Origin of the sequence: Cupriavidus basilensis, assembly GCF_029335485.1 — a bacterium.
GTDB classification, from domain to species: Bacteria; Pseudomonadota; Gammaproteobacteria; order Burkholderiales; family Burkholderiaceae; genus Cupriavidus; species Cupriavidus basilensis_E.
Window position 1 is genome coordinate 1 of the sequence record NZ_JARJLM010000619.1, and the last position, 19,944, is coordinate 19,944.

The following is a 19,944-nucleotide window of genomic DNA, read 5'->3' on the forward strand; positions in this document are numbered from 1 at the left end:
TACCCGCGCGCGCACTGGACTGGCCCGGCGTGCTGCTGGCCAGCGCCGGCTTGTCGCTGTTGCTGGTGCCGCTGCTGGCAGGCCCGGCGCGCGGCTGGCCGGCCTGGACCTTCGCCTCGCTGGCGCTGGCCGCGCTGGTGCTGGCTGGTTTCGCCCGCGTGGAACGGCGCCGACCGGCCCCGCTGGTGGACCTGGCCCTGTTCGGCCAGCGCCGTTTCGCCCTTGGCACGGCGGTGGTGCTGCTGGTGTACTCCACGGCCAGCGCGTTCTTCCTGTGCTTTGCCTTGCTGCTGCAGGCGGGATTCGGCGCCAGCCCGCTGTTGTCCGGCAGCGTGTTCGCGCCGGCCAGCGTCGGCTTCGTCGCCGCATCGATGGCAGCGCCCCGGCTGGTGGCGCGCTTCGGGCATGCCGTGCTGGCCGTGGCGGCGCTGCTCTACGCTGCCGCCCATGCCGCCTTGCTGCTGCAGGTGGCAACGGCACAAGCCGCGCTGGTGCCATGGCGCCTGATACCCGCCCTGATCCTGCTTGGCCTTGCCCAGGGCATGCTGATGACGCCCCTGCTGAACCTGATACTCGGCCTGGTGCGCGAGGCACATGCCGGCATGGCCTCGGGGCTGGTCGCGACCATGCAGCAGGTAGGTGGCGCTTTCGGCATTGCCATTGCCGGCATGTTCTTCCAGCCCGCGCTGCAGGCCGCGGGCGACAGCACCCGGCGCTATGCCGATGCCTTTGCCGGCGCGATGGGCTACAACCTGGCGGCGGCGCTGGTCTGCGCCCTGCTGCTGCTCGCGCTGGCACGACCGGCGGCGCGCAAGCCGGCATCGGCCTTGCACACGGTGCGCTGAGCGCCTGCCCGGCTGGCGCGGCTAGAGCGGCGCGGCAAGCTGCCCTTCCAGCGTTGCGCGCAGGCGGCTGACCGCCTCGGCGGATTCGGCCTCGATGCGCTGGCGCAGCAGCAAGCGGTTGGTCAGGGCAAAGAACAGGTTTGGCGCGGTATAGACGAACTCCCGCTCGAAGAGCGTGCCCATCCGCATCGGGGTGAGCGTGTAGCGCACGGTGCCCGCCTGGCGCCCGTCGATGGTGCCCTCGATCGTCCACGCGACAGGCCGCTCGCGCTCGACCACGGTCCACACCACCGTGCCGCGCCGCCCCGCCACCAGGAAGGTTTCGGTAACCTGCTCGCCGGGCAGCAGCGAATGGTCGACCGCGCCGGCCACAGCCAGGGAAGACCGGTGCCAGACTGGCCAGTTTGCCGGGGTGGAGACGTAATCGAAGACCACGGTATCCGGCCGGGCGATGGCCGCCACGTTGACGATGCGGGTGACGTCGCGCCACTGCGCCGGCAACGGGAGCAGCAGGATGGCCGCAGCGCACGCCAGGGCGAGCAGTGCGGCCAGCAGGCTTCGCCGCGTTTTCATGGCGGGATCGATGGGAGGATGGCGGCGTACCGGAACGCTGCGGCAGCTGCAGCCGCTTGCGCCCGGGGTTGCCGCGATCTTTCCAGTGTAGTCAGCTTTGCAGGCTGTGTTGGCCCGGCGTGCGCCGGAACCGGACGCCGCCGGGCATGGCTGCCCGGCGGCCAAATCACCCGGCGGGTCCGCTCAGCGATTCGCGGCGAGCGGCGCCGGGCCCGCCTGCGCCGCCACCGGCGCGGCCTCGGGCAACGGCCCCCATCCGCCACCCAGCCGGCGCACCAGCGCCACCGTGGCGGAGGCGCGCAAGCCAGCTACCTGGTTGGCATCGCGCTGCGACTGCAGCACGGTGCGGTCGGCATCGATCACCGTCAGGTAATCCACGGCGCCGGCTTCGTAGCGGCTGCGCGAGATCTTCGCCGCGCGGCGGGCGCCGCCGAGCGCGCTGTCCAGCGCGCCAGCCTGCTGGCTCAGCCAGCGCACGTCGGCCAGGCTGTCCTCCACCTCGCGCATCGCGGTCAGCACGCTCTGGCGGTAGCTCGCCACGGCTTCCTCGTGCTGCGCGCGCGCGGCGGCCAGGTTGGCCTTGTTGCGCCCGCCATCGATGATCGGCGCGGCGATGGTGCTGCCGATCAGCGGCCCCAGCATCCACGCCCGCGACGACCACTTGAACAGGTTGGACAAATCGTTCGACTCGAAACCGAACAGCCCGGTCAGCGTGATCTTGGGATAGAACGCGGCCTTTGCCACGCCGATGCGTGCGTTGGCCGCCGCCATCATGCGCTCGGCCTGGGCGATGTCGGGGCGGCGTTCCAGCAGGTCCGAAGGCAAGCCCGCCGGCACGGTGATCAGCGCGGCATCGAGCGGACGCGCGGCCAGCGTGAAGGCGGCGGGCGGCGCGCCCGTCAGCACCGCCAGCGCGTGCTCCTGGCTGGCGCGGCGCCGTTCGATGCTGGCCAGGTCCGCGCGCGCCGTGCCGAGCTCGGCCTCGGCGCGAGCCGGGTCCAGGTCGGTGGTCTCGCCTTCGTCGTAGCGGCGCTTGAGCAGCTTGAGCGCGTCCTGGCGCAGCGCGATGGTGGCGTTGAGCAGGTCGCGCTCGCTGTCGAGCGTGCGCAGCGCGAAGTAGGCCTGCGCCACGTCGGCCTGCAGCGCAAGCAGCACCGAGCGGTACAGGTCTTCAGCGGCATCGCCCTCGGCCCGCGCCGCCTTGACGTTGTCGGCCACGCGGCCGAACAGGTCCAGCTCGTAGCTGGCGATGGCGCGCGCCTTCAGCACGGTCTGCGGCGCCACCCGGGTGCCGTCGGGCAGCCCTTGCGAGGCCGCCGAGAGTTGCGTGCGGGTGGGGTCCAGGCCCACGCTGAGCTGCGGGTACTGGTCGGCCTCGGCCACGCCGGTGAAGGCACGGGCCTGCTTGAGGCGGGCGGCGGCGACGGCAAGATCCTGGTTGGACTCGCTCGCCGCGGCGATCAGGCGGTCGAGATCGGCATCGCCGAAGATCTTCCACCACTCGCCGCGCTGCGCGCCTTCGGCGGGCGTTGCCACCTTCCATTGGGCGCCCTCGGCCTGCGCGGCCTCGGCCTCCTTGTAGGCCGGCGTGGCGGCGGTGGCGCTCTCGGGCACCTTGTAGGTGGGCGCCAGCGAGCAGCCCGCCAGGATCAGGGCCACGGCCAGGGTAGCCAGGCGCGGCAGCGCCGCGGGTAGTAGCGATGCCATGCGGGATGGCATCGGGGAGGTCATGGATGCATTCATGTCGATCACCTTATTCAGCGGAGGCGATGGCCTTGTGGCTCGCCGACGGTACACTCTCGGCACGGCGGCGTTCGCCGCGCGTCGCCAGCAGGCGCAGCGCCACATAGAACACCGGGGTCAGGAACAGCCCGAAGAACGTCACGCCCAGCATGCCGGCGAATACCGCCACGCCCATGGCATGGCGCATCTCGGCGCCGGCGCCGGTGGACACCACCAGCGGCACCACACCCATGATGAAGGCGAACGACGTCATCAGGATCGGGCGCAGGCGCAGACGGCTGGCCTCGATGGCGGCGGCCACGATGGAGCGGCCTTCATGCTCCAGCTCCCGCGCGAACTCCACGATCAGGATCGCGTTTTTCGCCGACAGCCCCACCAGCACGATGAAGCCGATCTGCGTGAAGATGTTGTTATCGCCTCGCGTGAGCCATACACCGGTCATGGCGGCCAGCAGGCTCAGCGGCACGATCAGGATCACGGCCAGCGGCAAGGTCAGGCTCTCGTATTGCGCGGCCAGCACCAGGAACACCAGCAGCACGCACAGCGGGAAGATCCATACCCCCGCGTTGCCGGCCAGGATGTCCTGGTAGGTCAGGTCGGTCCACTCGAACCTGATGCCCTTGGGCAGCGTCTCGGCGGCAATGCGCTCGGCCGCGGCCTGCGCCTGGCCGGAGGAGAAGCCCGGCGCCGGGCCGCCGTTCATGTCGGCCGCGGTGAAGCCGTTGTAGCGCACCACGCTGTCGGGGCCAAAGCCCTGCTGAACGGTCAGCAGCGACGACAGCGGCACCATGTCGCCCGCGCTGTTGCGCGTCTTGAGCTGCAGGATGTCTTCCGCATGCGCCCGGAACTGCGCGTCCGCCTGCACCTTGACCTGGTAGGTCCGGCCAAACTTGTTGAAGTCGTTGACGTAGGCCGAGCCCAGGTAGGTCTGCAGGGTATCGAACACATCGGTGACAGGAACGCCGAGCTGCTTGGCCTTGACACGGTCCAGCTTGACGTCGAGCTGCGGCACGTTGATCTGGTAGTTGGTGAAGATGCCGGCCAGCTCGGGCGTCTTGCGCGCCTTATTGGTGAAGGCGTTGGTGGCGTCGAACAGCGCATCGTAGCCCAGCGCGGCACGGTCCTCGATCATCAGCTTGAAGCCGCCGATGGTGCCCAGGCCCTGCACCGGCGGCGGCGGGAACACGGCGATGAAGGCGTCCTGGATCGCGGCGTACTTGCCATTGAGCTGCTGCGCGATGGCATTGCCCGACAACGCCTTGGTCTTGCGTTCCTCAAACGGCTTGAGCGAGACGAACACGATGCCGGCGCTCGGGCTGTTGGTGAAACCGTTGATCGACAGCCCTGGGAAGGCAATCGCCGATTCCACGCCGGGTTGCTTGAGCGCGATGTCGGACATCTGGCGGATCACGTCCTCGGTGCGGTCCAGCGTCGCGCCGTCAGGCAGCTTGGCAAAGCTCACCAGGTATTGCTTGTCCTGCGCCGGCACAAAGCCCTTGGGCACCATCTGGAACACGCCCCAGGTCAGCGCCAGCATCACCGCATAGACGCCGAACACCGCCGTCTTGCGCGAGATCACGCCCTTCACGCCCTTGCCGTAGCGCTCGGCGCTGGCGCCGAAGAAGCGGTTGAAGCGGGCAAAGAAGCCACCCAGCACGCGATCCATGCCGCGCGACAGCCAGTCCTTGGGCGCATCGTGGCCGCGCAGCAGCAGCGCGGACAGCGCCGGCGACAGCGTCAGCGAGTTGAAGGCAGAGATGATGGTCGAGATCGCGATGGTCAGTGCGAACTGCTTGTAGAACTGGCCGGTCAGGCCCGTCATGAAGGCCAGCGGCACGAACACGGCGATCAGCGTCAGCGCGATGGCGATGATGGGGCCGCTGACTTCGCGCATGGCCTTGTAGGTGGCCTCCTTGGGAGACAGCCCCTCGGCGATGTTCCGCTCGACGTTCTCCACCACCACGATCGCATCGTCCACCACGATACCGATCGCCAGCACCAGTCCGAACAATGACAAGGCGTTGATCGAGAAGCCAAACGCATGCATCAGCCCGAAGGTACCCACGATGGACACCGGCACCGCCAGCAGCGGAATCACCGAAGCGCGCCATGTCTGCAGGAACAGGATCACCACCAGCACCACCAGGGCGATGGCTTCGAACAGCGTGTGGGTAACGGCCTCGATACTATGGCGCACGAACTGCGTCGGGTCATAGACGATGCTGTAGTCGACGCCATCGGGGAAGTTCTGCTTGAGTTCCTCCATGGTCTTGCGCACGTCGTCCGAGATCTGGATGGCGTTGGAGCCCGGTGCCTGGAAGATGGGAATCGCCACCGCGGACTTGTTGTCCAGCAGCGAGCGCAGTGCGTACTCGGAGGCGCCCAGCTCGATGCGGGCGACGTCCTTCAGGTAGGTCACCCCGCCATCGGGCGAAGTAGCGACGATGATGTCGCCAAAGCCTTCGACGGTTTCCAGGCGGCCCTGCGCATTCACCGACAGCTGCAGGTCGGCGCCCGGCAGCGCCGGCGAAGCGCCGATCACGCCGGCGGCCACCTGCACGTTCTGCTCGCGGATGGCCTTGACCACGTCGGCGGCCACCAGCTTGCGCTCGGCCATCTTCTCGGGATTCAGCCACACGCGCATGGAATAGTCGCCCGAGCCGAACAGTTGCACCTGGCCCACGCCCTGGATCCGCGCGAGGCGGTCCTTGACATTGATCACCGCGTAGTTGCGCAGGTAGGTCATGTCGTAGCGGTTGTTCGGCGAGACCAGGTGGACCACCATGGTCAGGTCGGGCGAGCTCTTGACGGTGGTGATGCCCAGCCGGCGCACGTCCTCCGGCAGGCGCGGTTCGGCCTGCGCCACGCGGTTCTGCACGAGCTGCTGCGCCTTGTCGGGATCGGTGCCGAGCTTGAAGGTGACGGTCAGCGTCAGCAGGCCGTCGCTGTTGGCTTGCGACGACATGTAGAGCATGTCTTCGACGCCGTTGATCTGCTCTTCCAGCGGCGATGCCACGGTGGCGGCGATCACCTTGGGGTTGGCGCCGGGATATTGCGCGCGCACCACCACGGAGGGCGGCACCACCTCGGGATACTCCGAGATCGGCAGCTTGAACATCGAGATGGCGCCGACCAGGAAGATCAGCACCGATAGCACGCCGGCAAAGATAGGCCGGTCGATAAAGAATTTCGAGAGATTCATCTCAGTCTCGGCGAAAGGGCTCCCCCTGGCAGCCTGGATGGCAGGCGCCATGTGAAGAGCGGGGAAGCTAAAAATGGCTCGGCTTCGGGGGAGAAGCTATTTCAACGCCGGCGCAAGGTGCATGCGCCCGCGCTCTCCCCCGGCCCCTCTCCTGCCATGCGGGAGAGGGGAGCAAACCCAGGGCTGCGCTCAGGTCACCGGTTTGCCGTCGGCGGCCTTGCCGGCCGGCTCTTCGGCAGCGGCCTGCCTGCGGTCGGCTGTTTCGCCGCGCGGATCCAGCTCGCGCTTGAACGCCATGTCCACCGCCTTGGGCGCAATCGTATCGCCCGGGCGCACGCGCTGCAGGCCGTTGACCACGATCTTCTCGTCGGCCTTCAAACCCTTGCGGATGACCCGCAGGCCCTCGTAAGCCGGCCCCAGCGTGACTTCGCGGTAGCCCAGCTTGTTGGCGTTGTCCACCACCAGCACGAACTTCTTGCCCTGGTCGGTACCGATGGCCCGGTCGTTGACCAGCACCACCGGATGCGGCGAGCCGCCGCCGAGCTTGATGCGCGCGTACAGCCCCGGCAGCAGGCGCCCGTCCGGGTTGTCGAACAGCGCCCGCACACGGATGGTGCCGCTCTTGGTGTCGAGCCGGTTGTCCACGGACTGGATGCGCCCCTCGCGCGGATAGTCGTCTTCGTTGGCCAGGCCCAGGAACACCGGCAGCCTGGACTGGCCGCTCGCCGCACCGGTCGCGCCAGCCGCGTTGGCCTCCGTGTAGCGCAGATAGGTCTGCTCATCGAGCTCGAAGCTGGCGTACACCGGCGACACCGACACCACCGTGGTCAGTACCGGGGTACCGGCACCGGCCGCCACCAGGTTGCCGACGGTGATCTCGGCCCGGGATACGCGTCCGCTGACCGGCGCGGTGATATGCGTATAGGCCAGGTTCAGGCGCGCCGCTTCCAGCGACGCCTGCGCAGCGCGGACATTGGCCACCGCTTCGCGCGAGCCGTTGTCGCGCTCGTCGAACTCACGGCGGGAGATCGCGTTGTCCTGTGCCAGCCGTTGCGCGCGGGCCTGCTCGGTCTGCGCCTGGCTCGCGCGGACCTGGGCGGCGGCCAGCGCGGCTTCGGCGCGCGCCACCTCGGCGGCATACGGGCGCGGGTCGATGGTGAACAGCGGATCGCCCTTCTTCACCAGCGCGCCTTCGCGGAAGTGCACAGCGTCGATGGTGCCGCCCACCCGGGCGCGGATCTCCACGCGGTCCACCGCTTCGAGGCGGCCGGAGAACTCGTCCCACTCGGTGATGGTCTTGCCCAGCGCGCCGGCCACGTCCACGGTGGTGGGCGCCGGCGCGGGCACGGCCTGCGCCTCGCCGGCATGCCAGGGCTTGAAGATCGAGGTAGCCAGGCCGCCGCCGAGCACGGCGACGATGGCCAGGGCAATCATGGTGCGTCGATATTGCTGCGTCATTTCTTCACTCCGTATTCCGTCTGGGTTTTCTTCAACTGAAAAGCAAAAAAAGGACGAACGCCCCCGCCGGAGCACGCATGGAGATCGCGCCCGGAACGCCTGCTGGTCGCAGGCCGGCTTGGCTTGGTCGGGCGGGATCAGCCGGGCGGGCTGGCTCCTGTCTGGCGTTCGGTCCTGAGCGAGGCATCGTCGCCGCCGGCAAGGTAGCCCTGCAGGTAACGCGCGCCTTCGTTTATCCACACCTGACAGCGGTCGTGGGATTCTTCCACCCCGGCACCGCAGGCACCGGGCATGATCTGGGCTTTGGCCGGCACGCCGGCCATCTGCAAGCGATCGGCGAAGGCCTGGCCTTCGGCGCGCAGCGCATCTTCCTCGGCCACCTGGACCAGCGTGGGCGGCAGACCGGCCAGCCGCGAGGCATGGACAGGCGCCGCGTAGGGGTGCACGCTGGCTGCCGGGGTGGGCAGGTAGTCGCGGTAATAGCCGGCCAGGCGCTGCAGCATTTCCAGCGGCACGCTCGGCTTGCCCTCGCCGCCCGCGCAGGAAGCATGCTGCAGGCACGGATCGGTGACCGGGCGGATCAGCCATTGCGCGCGCGGCTCGGGCAGGCCACGGTCGCGCAGCATCTGCGACAGCGCGATGGCCAGGTTGCCGCCCGCCTCTTCGCCCACCAGGGCAAAGCGCAGTTTGTCCACCTTGAGGCTGCGCGCATGGCGCAGCACCCAGCTGGCGGTATGGAACACGTCCTCCGGCGCCGCTGGAAACGGAAAATCGGGCGCCAGCGAGTACGCCGGCGTCACCACCACCGCCGGCACCGTGGCTGCCAGCGAACGCGCCAGCCGCTCCGACTTGTCCTGGCTGCATTCCACAAAGCCACCCGCATGCAGGTAGATCAGCCAGGGCAGCAAGGGCGCGGTCTTGCCCACCGGATAGCCGGGCGGATACGTCAGGCGCACGGTGATGGTGCGCCCGCAGCTCTCCACCGCATGCTCCGTCACGCGCCCCTCGTCCAATTCGGCTGCGGAGGCTGCGGCTGCGGCTTTGGATCGGGTGGGCGACATGGCGGTCCTGTGCGCCAGGTTAGCGGCGCATCCATTGCATATTGCGATGCAGCGAATTATGGTGGTTGATAGGAGTGGGATAAAGCGATGCTTTGCCAATGCACTGTTTCTCCGGTGAAATAATCGCCGAAGTCGCCGCCGCAGCACGGGCGGGGAAACCCTTCGCTGTGCAAGGTCATCGGTTTTGTGATCCACTCCCGCACTTTCGCAGCCGCGCAGATCGCGCCAACCGTCCTGTGTGGGGCCGGAACGCACCTGACACGGGTGCATGCGCCGCCTGCCAGGCCTGCCTCTTTTCTTATCCCGGGGAGCGAACATGGATCGTCTCGTATCAATGCAGGCATTCACCCGCGTGGTGGATGTGGGCAGCTTTGCGCGGGCGGCGGAATCGCTGGACCTGCCGAAGGCCACCCTCACCCGCCTGATCCAGAACCTGGAAACCCATCTGGGCGTCAAGCTGCTGCACCGGACCACCCGGCGCATCAGCGTCACCACCGACGGCGCGGCCTATTACGAACGCTGTGTGCGCATCCTGGCGGACGTGGAAGAAGCCGAGCAATCGCTGACCCAACAGAACAACACCCCGCGCGGCACGCTGTGCGTGGATACCACCGCCGGCCTGGCCCAACTGGTGCTGATCCCCAGGCTGCATGAATTCTTTGCCGCCTATCCCGAGCTGAAGCTGGAGCTGACCATCAACGGCAAGCCCATCGACCTGCTCAAGGAAGGCGTGGACGTGGTGCTGCGCGTGGGCGACCCGGTGGACGAGACCATGGTGGCGCGCCGCATCGGGCAACTGCGGCTGGGCTTCTACGCGTCGCCGCTCTACCTCAATCGCAGCGGCACGCCCACCCAGCCCGGCGACCTGGCGCAGCACAAGGCGGTGAACTACCTGTCCAATCGCACCGGCCGCGAGATGCCCTGGCCGATGGGGCAAGGCGAGCAGCGCACGGAGATGCTGCTGCCTTCCGCCATTTCCACCAACGACGCCGACGTCTACCTGGCCTGTGCGCTGGAGGGCCACGGCATCGCGCGCATCTCGCGCGTGATGGCGCTGCCCTACGTGGAAAGCGGAAGGCTGATCGAGGTGCTGCCCGACTGGCCGACCGACTCCCTGCCGATCTCCGCCATGTATCCGCAGAACCGCCACTTGTCCGCCAAGGTGCGGGTCTTCGTCAATTGGGCCGCCGACCTGTTCGCGCGCCATCCGCATTTCGGGGATGGCCAGGCGGGGCAGCGCCCGCAACCCGGGCAGCCCAAGCTGGCTGCCTGAGCGGAGCAAGAGCGTCCGCGGCGGCCGCATCGGCTAGACCGCGCCCGGCGCTTCCGCCAGCGCCAGCGCCTCCACCTCGAACAACATCCCGTCGAGCGCCAGCCGCGGCACCGGGATCAAGGTGCAAGCCGGCTTGGGCGCATCGCCCCAGGCCCGCTCCACCTCCGCCGCCAGCACGCGCAGACGCGCTTCGCTGTGATCCACCACCAGCACGGTCAGCTTGGCAACCAGGCGCACTTGCGAGCCGGCCGCCGCCAGGGCCACGCGCAGGTTGTCCAGCGCCTGCCGCACCTGGCCCTCGAAACTGTCGGGCAGGCTGCCGTCCGCCCGCTCGCCGCCCTGCCCGGCTACGCAGACCAGGCCCGCGCCGGGCGCAATCATGGCCACGTGGGAATAACCATTGGCACTGGGATCGTAGAGACCCAGCGGATTGAGCATGGTGAGCTGGCGCGAGGCCGGCCGGGTGATGTCGGTATTCGGGGTGTTGCTGCTGGAGACTGGCATGGGAGCACTTTCCTTCTTCTTGCGTGACGTGATGGCGAAAGTTCGCCTTGGCCGGATACAAGGCAGGCTCGACAATGCCGTCCGTCTGCCCTAATATCCAAGAACGTTTTTGGATATTAGGCTGGAAGCATGAATTACACAATAGAAAACTTGGATAACCCTGCTGGCTCTCCGGGTGATCGCATCTTGTTTCTGCTGAAGACCAAGGGCGCCGCCTCGACCGCGCAGATCGCGCAGGCGCTCGGCGGCACCGCCGAGGCCGCCCGCCAGCAGGTGCAGAAGCTGCTGGCCGCCGGGCTGATCGAAGGCCGCCAGCAAAGCGCCAGCGGCGCCGGAAGGCCGCGCCAGGACTGGGCGCTCACCGCCAGCGGCCACGGGCGCTTTCCCGACACCCACGCGCAACTCACCATCCAGCTGATCGGCTCGGTGCGGCAGTTGTTCGGCGAGCAAGGACTGGACAAACTGATCGGCCAGCGCGAAGCGCAAACCCGCCAGCAATATCTCGCGGCGGTTGCCGGCCAAGACCAGCTCGCGCAGCGGCTGGAAACGCTTACCGAGCTGCGCCAGTCCGAAGGCTATATGGCCCGCCTGGAGCGGGACGGCGCCGACTGGCTGCTGATCGAAGACCATTGCCCGATCTGCGCCGCGGCGCAGACCTGCCAGGGTTTCTGCCGGGCCGAGCTGCGGATATTCCAGGAGGTCGCGGGCGACGGGGCCATCGTCACCCGCGAGGAACACCTGCTGAGCCATGCGCGCCGCTGCCTGTACCGGGTCAAAGCCGCGGCATAGGTGAACCGCATCGGGCAGGGGCGACGGCGCCATCTTGACGTAGCGAGGGCTACCATGCACGCTTGCCGTCGCTGCCTTGCCAATGCCCGGGAGCCGCCCCATGCCGAACCATCCCACCCTTGCCCCGCCGACATGGCTGCGGCAAGCCGCCCTTCTTGCCGCCCTGCTGCTCTGCGCACTGGCGGCGCGGGCGCAGCCGGCACCGCAGGTTGTCGATATCCCGACCCGCCCGGGCGTGACACAGCGCTTCCTCTTCCTCGCTCCCGCACAGCCCAGGGCCGCCGTGATTCTCTACGCGGGCGGCCATGGCGGCCTGCATATCTACCCCAACGGCAGCTTTGCCTGGGGTGCCGGCAATTTCCTCGTGCGCGCGCGCCAGCTCTTCGTCGACAACGAGCTCGCGGTCGCGGTCATCGACGCGCCGAGCGACCACCTGTCGTGGCCCTTCCTGAGCGGCTTCCGCCTGTCCCCGGAACACGCCGAAGACACCAGGGCCGTGATCGCGTGGATGCGCAGCCATACCGGCCTGCCGGTATGGCTGGTCGGCACCAGCCGCGGCACCCAGTCGGTGGCCGCCACCGCCATCCGGCTGGCGGACGGCGGCGGCCCCGACGGCATCGTGCTGACCTCGACCATCCTGCGCGATGACCGCGGCCGGCCGGTGCCCGCGATGGACCTCGACAAGCTGAAGGTGCCCGTGCTCGTCATCCATCACGAACACGATGGCTGCAAGCAGTGCCCGTTCGGCGAAGTGCAGGGGCTGATGGACAAGCTGGTCAAGACGCCCGAGGCCGGCGTGATCAAATTCGACGGTGGCAACAACGTCGGGGACCCCTGCGAAGCCATGGCATACCACGGCTTCAACGGCATCGAGCCGCAGGTGGTGCAGGCGATTGCGCGGTGGATGGCGCAGCGGTAGGGGCAAGGTGTTGCTGCTGCACGGGCGCCCTCGCATCGCCCGGGATGACGTGGAAGGTAGGCCTCACAAACGGGACGGCTACAGCTTGGCCTCGGCCGGCAGCTCCGCGCCGCATCATGACATTGCCGTGACAACCGCCGTGTCATGTCCGTGAGAAACACCTTGGATATGAAAGTCCCGGTGCTAGGATAAGCAAGTGACCGTCTCGGCGGGCGACACCGCCGAAGCGTTGCCTGCGCTGTCCGCCTGCATGCCTGGGAGGTAAAAAAATGACTGGGATCCTGTTCGGGCGGAGTCCATGGCGCCACGCCACGCTCGCCTGCCTGCTGGCAGGCTGCGCGCTGGCGGCGCGCGCGGGGGATATCACCGGTGCCGGCTCGACCTTTGTCTACCCTTTGCTGGTGAAATGGGCGGCCACGTACTACACCAAGACCGGCCAGCAGGTGAACTACGAACCCATCGGTTCGGGCAATGGCATCAGGCAGATCAAGGCCGCCGCGGTCACGTTCGGTACGTCCGACATGCCGCTCAAGCCGGACGAACTGGAAGCCGCCGGGCTTGTCCAGTTTCCGCTGGTGGTCGGCGGCGTGGTGCCCGTGGTCAACCTCGATGGCGTGGCAGCCGGACAGGTCCACCTGACGGGCCAGTTGTTGGCCGATATCTATCTGGGCAAGATCGTCAACTGGGACGATCCCGCCATTGCCGCGGTCAACCCCGGCATTCGTTTCCCCGATCGGAAAATCGTGGTCGTGCACCGCAGCGACAGTTCCGGGACGACCTTCAACTGGGCCGACTACCTGTCCAAGGTCAGCGGCGAGTGGAAGGGCCGCGTCGGCGCCGGCACCACCGTCAAATGGCCCGTCGGGGTCGGGGCCAGCGGCAACGATGGCATTGCGATCTATATCAAGAACGTCAAGGGTGCGATTGGCTACGTCGAGCTGACTTACGCGCTGCAGCGCAAGTTGCCCTATACGGCGGTACGCAATAGGGACGGCGCGTTTGTCGAGCCGTCACGAGAAAGCTTCAGCGCGGCCGTGTCAGCCGCGGACTGGAATCAGCATCCGGATTTCTACCAGGTCATCACCGATGCGCCCGGCATGCAGGCATGGCCCATCACCGGCGCGGTGTTCGTGATCATGCCAAAGGCACCGAAGAACGCGTCGGATGCAAAGAGCGCGCTTGCGTTCTTCCGCTGGGCATTGAATGACGGGCAGGCCGATGCGGCCGCCGAGCATTACGTGTCCCTGCCCTCGGGGTTGGTCAAACAGATCGAAGCGTACTGGGGCGAGAGCATCAAGTAGGAACAGGCGCGGGCCGGTGAAGCCCGCCGGCAAGGGCAGCGGTTCGCCCGGACACGCAGACCGATACGCCGCTCAGTGCTCCAGCTTTCCGGCCTGCGAACTCCAGTCGATGTGGTCGGACAGATAGTGCCGGTAGGCGTACTCGACTTCCGCGTCCGCGTCCTCATGTGCCTCAAGCGGATTGTCCCTGCACCTGGGGCAATCGTGCCTTGCGGCTGGATGCGCCTGCGCATCGGCCGACAAGGTCACAAAGCCGCGATACCTTCCCCATGGCAACTCTTCTACGGAAGTGACGATATACAGATCGCCGCGCTGATACGTTGCCATGGCTGCACTCCTGCGTACTGGACGGGGATAATCATTCTAGCAGCGGCTCCTGCGTTCTCAAGCCGATCTTCATCGCTGGATGACGCACGTCAAGCTGCCCCGGATTGATCGCCGCTTCCCTGCCCTTTCAGGCACACTCCCACGGTGCACATGCCGTTGGCAACGCGATCGCGCTGTCGCGGCAGCCTCTGCATTCCTATACTGTCCTGTGTTTCAAGCCATGCCCGGCTACCGTGGACACCATGCAATCAGGCTGACTGAACGGTGGGGAAACCGTGCGCCGCACGGCATGCCCGACGCCACACGAGCGGACGCAGATATGAAAACGGAATCGCAGTCCGAATTGATCGCAAGGATCGCGGAGGCGTTGCAGGTCCCGCTGGAAGAGGTGGAGCAAGCCTACTCCATCGCCTGGCAGGAGCTCCAGAACGAAGCCAAGGTCCACGATTACCTGGCGCTGTTTGCTGCCAGACGCGTCGCGGAGGTGTTCCGCAAACGCAAGCCCGGCTAGACAATCCTGCCTCCCGCTTTTATATAAATGCTGAGAACATGCAAAAAAGCAGTTGATGTAACATCACCCGACGCTTGCGCCCAAGGAGAGGGAATGTCGATAGGTCGGGTATTGCTGATTGCCGCGATGAGTGCGCAACTGCTTTCGGGATGCGCTGGTGGCGGCAGCGCGAACGCCATTCAAGCGACGGAACCGAAGCGCCTGCACGCCAAGGCCAGTGTCAGCGACCTCGTGCTCTGCCTGAAAAACCGGCTAGGGGAAGACGCCAACGTGATTGCGTTTCCAGAGCCGGGAAGGGTCGATATCCGGGTTGGGCGTGCCCGGGATCCCGACAACCGGTATTTCCACCTGATCAGTCTGCGCCGGTCACAGGACGGCACCGACATCGAGATCCGAAGCTCCGGGGAGTGGCATCCCCTGATGAGCGCCGGCCGGATAAGCGGCATGGTGGAAGACTGCGCACCGGGAACGGCACGCTGAGCCGAACCGCCTCCCCCACGGATGCGCCCGGCTTTCAAGCGCGGGCACATCGCCCGCGCGCTGTCACTGCTGCATCATGCGCAGCAGGTGCTCCTGCAGTCGCGATAATTCGAGCGCGACACCATCCGGAAAACCCTGGCGCCCGCCCCGCCTGTCGATCAGCAGGTCGCCCAGATAAGCCGATAGCGCAGCCGGATCGCCCGACAGCGCGGCCAGCTGGTTGCCGATGCGCGGATAGGCGCGGCACAGCGCCAGAGGCCGCACCTCGGGTGGCAGCATAGCCAGCCATTTGAGCGCGGCGACCGAGATGGACTGCGCCTCGGGGGATGACGGGCGCCGCATGCCGGCCCAGTCGGGCACGTCTTTCGCGGGCACGATGCCATCGAGAATCTGCTTCGCTTCCTCGACGGTGACAAACTCGAATGAGAGGGGTTCCATGCCAAGCTCCGGATCATATCGGCGGGGGTGCCATACTGCGCCGCCACCCATTCTATCGGTTACGGCCGCTTTGGTTTTTTCTTGATATGCGGATCAGGGCGGCTGCCCTGCCACCCGCTGCCGCTGCAGCGCCGGCGGACTCCGGACGGCATGCGCCGAACACCCGGATACGGGTTTATGCCAGCTTTCCACCGCCCGCGCGATGCGGTCTACTGAAGGTGCGTTGAGACGTGGCTGGATCTTGGACCTGCACTTCCATGCAGGCCATTGCTGTCCAGTCGTGTATTCCTACCTAAGGAGACAACACCATGGTGACCAAGCAGGACGATGCCTTCATTTTGAAGAACCTTCTCGCGCTGGCTGCAGTGGAAGCGCTCGGCGGCGCGATTGCGCTAGGGTTCGCCTTCAACCTCCTCACCTGACCGGCCGGACACCGGAGGTCTGTCACTCCCAGGGTATTGAAGCTCCCCGGCACCGGTTTCATATTCACCAGTGCCGGGGAGCTTTGTTGTTTGAGGCTCGCGGCCACGCGGCGAGGCTTGCGCTTGCGAGACGTCCGGCACATTGGCCGACGCGCCGTGCCAACGGGAATTCAACGCATTCAGGATTCGATACGCCAGCTGAACCCGAGGCGCATCCGGATGGCTCCTGTCAGCCAGCATTGCCAACCCCGGCTCATTCCCAGACGCATGCCTGCAGCCACCGTATGGCGGGATGCTCGCCTGGCAATACCGACCTCGCCACCTCATCCATCAGGCGCAGGCCCGTGTTGCTGTTGGTGAGCAGGACAACTGCCAACTGTTCGGCCTGGCTGCCCATGACGAATGCGCGTATGCCGGACATCTTCCCCCATTGGAAGAAGGTGCCCCGCTCCACTTCGATGCCCCATCCAAGCCCCCAGCCGATGCCGTCTTCCGTCGCGGCGGGACGGCTCCCGAGATACTCGGCGGCCCCCCTTGGCACGCTGGCAGCGGGTGTCAGCCATTCCCGGCAGGTTGCCTCCTTCAGCCTGTCGCCCTGAAGTACTGCCCGGGCAAAGATGCCGTAGTCGAAAGCCGTGGTCTGAAGCGAATACGAAGCCTGCGCCTTCGGCGGATGATGTTTGCCGAGCCGCTCCATGCCTTCATGCGGGCCGGCGCAGTTGTCGCCGAAATGCGCCTGCCATTCGAAACTCGAGGAGCGCATGCCGAGCGGTTCGAACACCAGCCGCCGCATGGTTTTTTCCAGGGGCTCGCCTGTGATCGATTCAAGCGCGGATTGAAGATAGCCGAATCCGACACTGGAATAGCTGAACCATGCCCCCGGCCGGAAATACATCCGCAAGGGGTCCTGGCCGCGCAGGTTGGGAAGACCGGATGTGTGCGTCAGCACATGGCGGGCCGTGATGGCTGCCGCTGAAGCGTCGTCCGGCACAATGGCCGGGGCAAATCCGGACAGCGGCGCATCGAGGTCCAGCACGCCGGCATCCACCAGCTGAAGCACCGCGTAGGCCACCATCGGCTTGCTGAGAGAAGCCACATCGAACACGGTCCGCGTGTTGACCGCATCGCTGCCGGCGGCGTCCTTGACGCCACCGGCGGCCACCTCCACCGCGCCCTTGCGAACGACCGATAGCGAGACGCCGGGCACCTTGGCCGCTTGCATCAGGGAAAGAACCCGCTCGTCCAGCGTTGTCTCAATGGGCTTCATTGCCTGCTCCTTTGTGCTTTTCCGGATGGGTGGATCCGGCCGGACTTCGCTCTTTTGTCTTGTCGGACGCGCACATTCTAAAGTCAACTAAAAAGTGCCTCAAGCGTCATAACAAACAATCCATCCAGATGGTATTATCCGCGGATGTCCGATGCCCACCGCCGAAAAAAGCAGCCCGATGTGCTGCGCCCGCAGCTTCTCCAATCCGCTTCGCAGCTCGCTATCGAAGAAGGACTGGCCTCCGTCACCCTGGACGCCGTTGCCTCGCGCGCCGGTGTCAGCAAGGGCGGACTGCAACATCATTTCCCCAACAAGCAAGCACTGCTGGACGCCCTGTTCGCCGAAGCCGTAGCCGCCTTCAATGCCGATATCGCAGCCGCCAGCGCCGCGGACGCCGACGCTGGCGCACACGCGAATGCGGACGACAAAGGCCGCGCTGCCCGCGCCTATATCCAGGCCACGGTGCAGGAGCCAAAGAAGGAAGGCCCCGCCAGCTATCTGCACCTGCTGCTGGCGGTGATGCTGACCGACGCCGATGCCCGCGAGCGCTGGAGCGCGCAGATCGCCGAAATCACGCGGCCCGATCCGCTGCCCGAAGCGCAAGCCGCCCGGCTGATGATCTGCCGCCTGGCCGCCGACGGCTTGTGGATTGCCCAGTTGCTGGGTTACCAGTCGATGGATCCTTCCCTCAAGGCCGAGGTGCTGCGCCAGCTCGACCAGATGACGCGGGGTCTCGAACAATGAGCGCCCGGCCGATTCCCCACGCACAGCAAGCGCAGCACGGCGCCGGCCTGGACACCGCCATCGGCGCCGCGCGCGAGGCGCTCCTGCGGCAGCAGCATCCCGACGGCCACTGGTGCTTCGAACTGGAGTCCGATGCCACCATCACTGCCGAGTACATCCTGATGATGCACTTCGCCGACGAGATCGACGCCGGGCTGCAAGCCGCCATGGCGGTCTATCTCCGCGCCATCCAGCGGCGTGACAGACACGGCGGATGGGACCAGTACCACGGCGGCGCGCTCGACATCTCGTGCAGCGTCAAGGCCTACTTCGCGCTGAAGGCGGCGGGCGACGACCCGCAGGCCCCGCACATGGCGCAGGCGCGCGAGGCGATCCTGGCCGCGGGCGGCGCGGCCAAGGCCAATGTCTTTACCCGCATCCTGCTGGCCACTTTCGAGCAAGTGCCCTGGCGCGCCACGCCCTACATTCCGGTCGAGCTGATCCTGTTCCCGCGCTGGATGCCCGTGCACCTGGACAAGATGGCCTATTGGGCGCGCTCCACGCTGGTGCCGCTGACGGTGCTGTGCTCGCTGCGGGCAAAGGCCGCCAATCCGCACAAGGTTGGCATCCGCGAACTGTTCGTCACGCCGCCTGAACAAGAGCGCCATTATTTCTCGCGCCGGGGCCTGCTGCGCAAAGCCTTCCTGGTGGCCGACAGGATCGCGCGCGGCGTCGCGCCGTTGATCCCCGCCGCCATCCAGCGGCGCGCCGTCGACCGCGCGCAAGCCTGGTGCGCCGAGCGCATGAACGGCGAGGACGGGCTGGGCGGCATCTTCCCCCCCATGGTGTACTGGTACGAGATGATGGTGCTGCTCGGCGTCTCCAAGACGCACCCGATGCGCGCCACCTGCCTGACCGCCATCCAGAAGCTGGTGGTACGCCGGCCCGATGGCTCGGCCTATTGCCAGCCCTGCCTGTCGCCGGTATGGGATACCGCCTGGAGCGTGATGGCCCTGCAGCATGCCGGCACCGACGCGCGCACCCAGGACGCGGTGCAACGCGCCTACGACTGGCTGGCGCCGCTGCAGGTGCGCGACGTGCGCGGCGACTGGGGCAAGCACCTGCCTCCCTCGGTCCGGCCGGGCGGCTGGGCATTCCAGTACGCCAACCCGCACTACCCCGATATCGACGACACCGCCGTGGTGGCCGCCATGCTGGCGGTGCGCGCACGCCGCAGCGGCCAGCCGGAGCGCTATCGCACCGAGGTCGCAAGCGCGGTGCAGTGGATGCTTGGCCTGCAATCCCGCAATGGCGGTTTCGCTGCCTTCGATGCCGATTGCGATCGCGAGTACCTGAACGCCATCCCCTTCGCCGATCACGGCGCATTGCTGGATCCGCCGACCGAGGACGTATCGGGCCGCGTGCTGCTGTGCCTCGGCCTGAGCGGATACCGCAACGAACGCGCGGCCATCGAGCGCTGCGTGGACTACCTGCGCCGCACCCAGCGCGCCGACGGCGCCTGGTGGGGCCGCTGGGGCTCCAACTACATCTACGGCACCTGGAGCGTGCTGGCCGGCCTGGCGCTGGTCGGCGAGGATGTGAACCAGCCCTATATCCGCAAGGCGATCGACTGGCTGCTCGGCTGCCAGAACGCCGACGGCGGCTGGGGCGAGACCAACGACAGCTACTTCGACCCGACGCTGGCCGGCACCAACAATGGCGACAGCACGCCTAACTGCACCGCATGGGCGCTGCTGGCACTGTTCGCCGTGGGCCAGGCCGATACGCCTGCGGTGCGCAAGGGCATCGCCTTCCTGCTCGGCGACCAGAACGAAGACGGCCTGTGGTGGCATCCGTCGCATAACGCGCCGGGTTTTCCCCGCATCTATTACCTGAAGTACCACGGCTATACCGCGTACTTTCCGCTGTGGGCACTGACGCGCTATCGTCAGCTAAACCGGCTGCACCAACCGCAGCAGCCGGCGATAGAGACTGGATTTTTTAGTGATGTGATTCAGGTCTGCAGGGCCTAAAGGCGGTGTGGTGTCAGGTTCATGGGCACATGGGGTATTTGGTTTTCAGTAGGATCTCTTGCGTTTGTAGGGACC

18 protein-coding genes are annotated in these 19,944 nt (G+C 66.8%); 9 read left to right on the top strand and 9 right to left on the bottom strand.

From position 1 onward, the window contains the following. Positions 1–845 (top strand): MFS transporter (locus tag P3W85_RS37840; protein ID WP_276268561.1); only part of this gene is annotated, 845 nt, incomplete at its 5' end. Between the two features lie 21 nt (positions 846–866). Here the strand turns inward: P3W85_RS37840 and P3W85_RS37845 are convergent. From P3W85_RS37845 to P3W85_RS37865, 5 genes are all read right to left on the bottom strand, one after another. Then, positions 867–1,418 carry an SRPBCC family protein gene (locus tag P3W85_RS37845; RefSeq protein ID WP_017225840.1) on the bottom strand — a complete coding sequence of 184 codons (552 nt, stop codon included), beginning with the start codon at positions 1,416–1,418 and terminating at the stop codon, positions 867–869. A gap of 183 nt (positions 1,419–1,601) precedes the next feature. Then, entirely contained in the window at positions 1,602–3,161 is a 1,560-nt protein-coding gene (locus tag P3W85_RS37850; RefSeq protein WP_276268562.1) for an efflux transporter outer membrane subunit, read from the bottom strand. A gap of 10 nt (positions 3,162–3,171) precedes the next feature. Further along, a complete protein-coding gene (locus P3W85_RS37855) occupies positions 3,172–6,363 on the bottom strand; it encodes an efflux RND transporter permease subunit (RefSeq protein WP_017224503.1) in 3,192 nt (1,063 codons plus the stop codon). Positions 6,364–6,552: 189 nt separating this feature from the next. Beyond that, positions 6,553–7,821: an efflux RND transporter periplasmic adaptor subunit gene (locus P3W85_RS37860; RefSeq protein ID WP_276268563.1), complete on the bottom strand. Its 1,269-nt coding sequence runs from the start codon at positions 7,819–7,821 to the stop codon at positions 6,553–6,555. 137 nt (positions 7,822–7,958) lie between these two features. After that, complete coding sequence (locus P3W85_RS37865; RefSeq protein WP_017224897.1) at positions 7,959–8,882, bottom strand: alpha/beta hydrolase; 924 nt, start codon at positions 8,880–8,882, stop codon at positions 7,959–7,961. Between the two features lie 316 nt (positions 8,883–9,198). Here P3W85_RS37865 and P3W85_RS37870 point away from each other — a divergent pair, with 316 nt between their 5' ends. Continuing rightward, complete coding sequence (locus P3W85_RS37870; RefSeq protein ID WP_276268564.1) at positions 9,199–10,155, top strand: LysR family transcriptional regulator; 957 nt, start codon at positions 9,199–9,201, stop codon at positions 10,153–10,155. Positions 10,156–10,188: 33 nt separating this feature from the next. Here P3W85_RS37870 and P3W85_RS37875 read toward each other — a convergent pair whose 3' ends face one another. Beyond that, a complete protein-coding gene (locus P3W85_RS37875; RefSeq protein ID WP_276268565.1) occupies positions 10,189–10,659 on the bottom strand; it encodes a RidA family protein in 471 nt (156 codons plus the stop codon). Between the two features lie 129 nt (positions 10,660–10,788). Here P3W85_RS37875 and P3W85_RS37880 point away from each other — a divergent pair, with 129 nt between their 5' ends. The 3 genes from P3W85_RS37880 (at position 10,789) to pstS (ending at position 13,668) form a co-directional block, all read left to right on the top strand. Further along, positions 10,789–11,448 (top strand): helix-turn-helix transcriptional regulator, encoded by a 660-nt coding sequence (locus tag P3W85_RS37880; RefSeq protein WP_276268566.1) that lies wholly within the window; start codon positions 10,789–10,791, stop codon positions 11,446–11,448. A gap of 100 nt (positions 11,449–11,548) precedes the next feature. Then, complete coding sequence (locus tag P3W85_RS37885) at positions 11,549–12,367, top strand: alpha/beta hydrolase (RefSeq protein ID WP_276268567.1); 819 nt, start codon at positions 11,549–11,551, stop codon at positions 12,365–12,367. 269 nt (positions 12,368–12,636) lie between these two features. After that, a complete protein-coding gene (pstS, locus tag P3W85_RS37890) occupies positions 12,637–13,668 on the top strand; it encodes a phosphate ABC transporter substrate-binding protein PstS (protein WP_276268568.1) in 1,032 nt (343 codons plus the stop codon). Between the two features lie 72 nt (positions 13,669–13,740). On the opposite strand, the gene P3W85_RS37895 is transcribed toward pstS, so the two are convergent. After that, a complete protein-coding gene (locus tag P3W85_RS37895) occupies positions 13,741–13,995 on the bottom strand; it encodes a hypothetical protein (protein ID WP_017228714.1) in 255 nt (84 codons plus the stop codon). A 319-nt stretch (positions 13,996–14,314) separates the two neighbouring features. Between P3W85_RS37895 and P3W85_RS37900 the strand changes: the two genes are divergently transcribed. Beyond that, a complete protein-coding gene (locus P3W85_RS37900; protein WP_017228715.1) occupies positions 14,315–14,506 on the top strand; it encodes a DUF3562 domain-containing protein in 192 nt (63 codons plus the stop codon). A gap of 93 nt (positions 14,507–14,599) precedes the next feature. Continuing rightward, complete coding sequence (locus P3W85_RS37905; RefSeq protein WP_276268569.1) at positions 14,600–14,986, top strand: hypothetical protein; 387 nt, start codon at positions 14,600–14,602, stop codon at positions 14,984–14,986. A 63-nt stretch (positions 14,987–15,049) separates the two neighbouring features. On the opposite strand, the gene P3W85_RS37910 is transcribed toward P3W85_RS37905, so the two are convergent. Beyond that, positions 15,050–15,424 (bottom strand): hypothetical protein, encoded by a 375-nt coding sequence (locus P3W85_RS37910; RefSeq protein WP_017228717.1) that lies wholly within the window; start codon positions 15,422–15,424, stop codon positions 15,050–15,052. A 675-nt stretch (positions 15,425–16,099) separates the two neighbouring features. Next, entirely contained in the window at positions 16,100–17,113 is a 1,014-nt protein-coding gene (locus tag P3W85_RS37915) for a serine hydrolase domain-containing protein (protein WP_276268570.1), read from the bottom strand. A gap of 144 nt (positions 17,114–17,257) precedes the next feature. Between P3W85_RS37915 and P3W85_RS37920 the strand changes: the two genes are divergently transcribed. After that, positions 17,258–17,857, top strand: a complete 600-nt coding sequence (locus P3W85_RS37920; RefSeq protein ID WP_276268571.1) for a TetR/AcrR family transcriptional regulator — start codon at positions 17,258–17,260, stop codon at positions 17,855–17,857. Beyond that, positions 17,854–19,869 (top strand): squalene--hopene cyclase, encoded by a 2,016-nt coding sequence (gene shc, locus P3W85_RS37925; RefSeq protein WP_276268572.1) that lies wholly within the window; start codon positions 17,854–17,856, stop codon positions 19,867–19,869. Before P3W85_RS37920 ends, shc begins: the two co-directional genes overlap by 4 nt. Positions 19,870–19,944 lie beyond the last annotated feature (75 nt).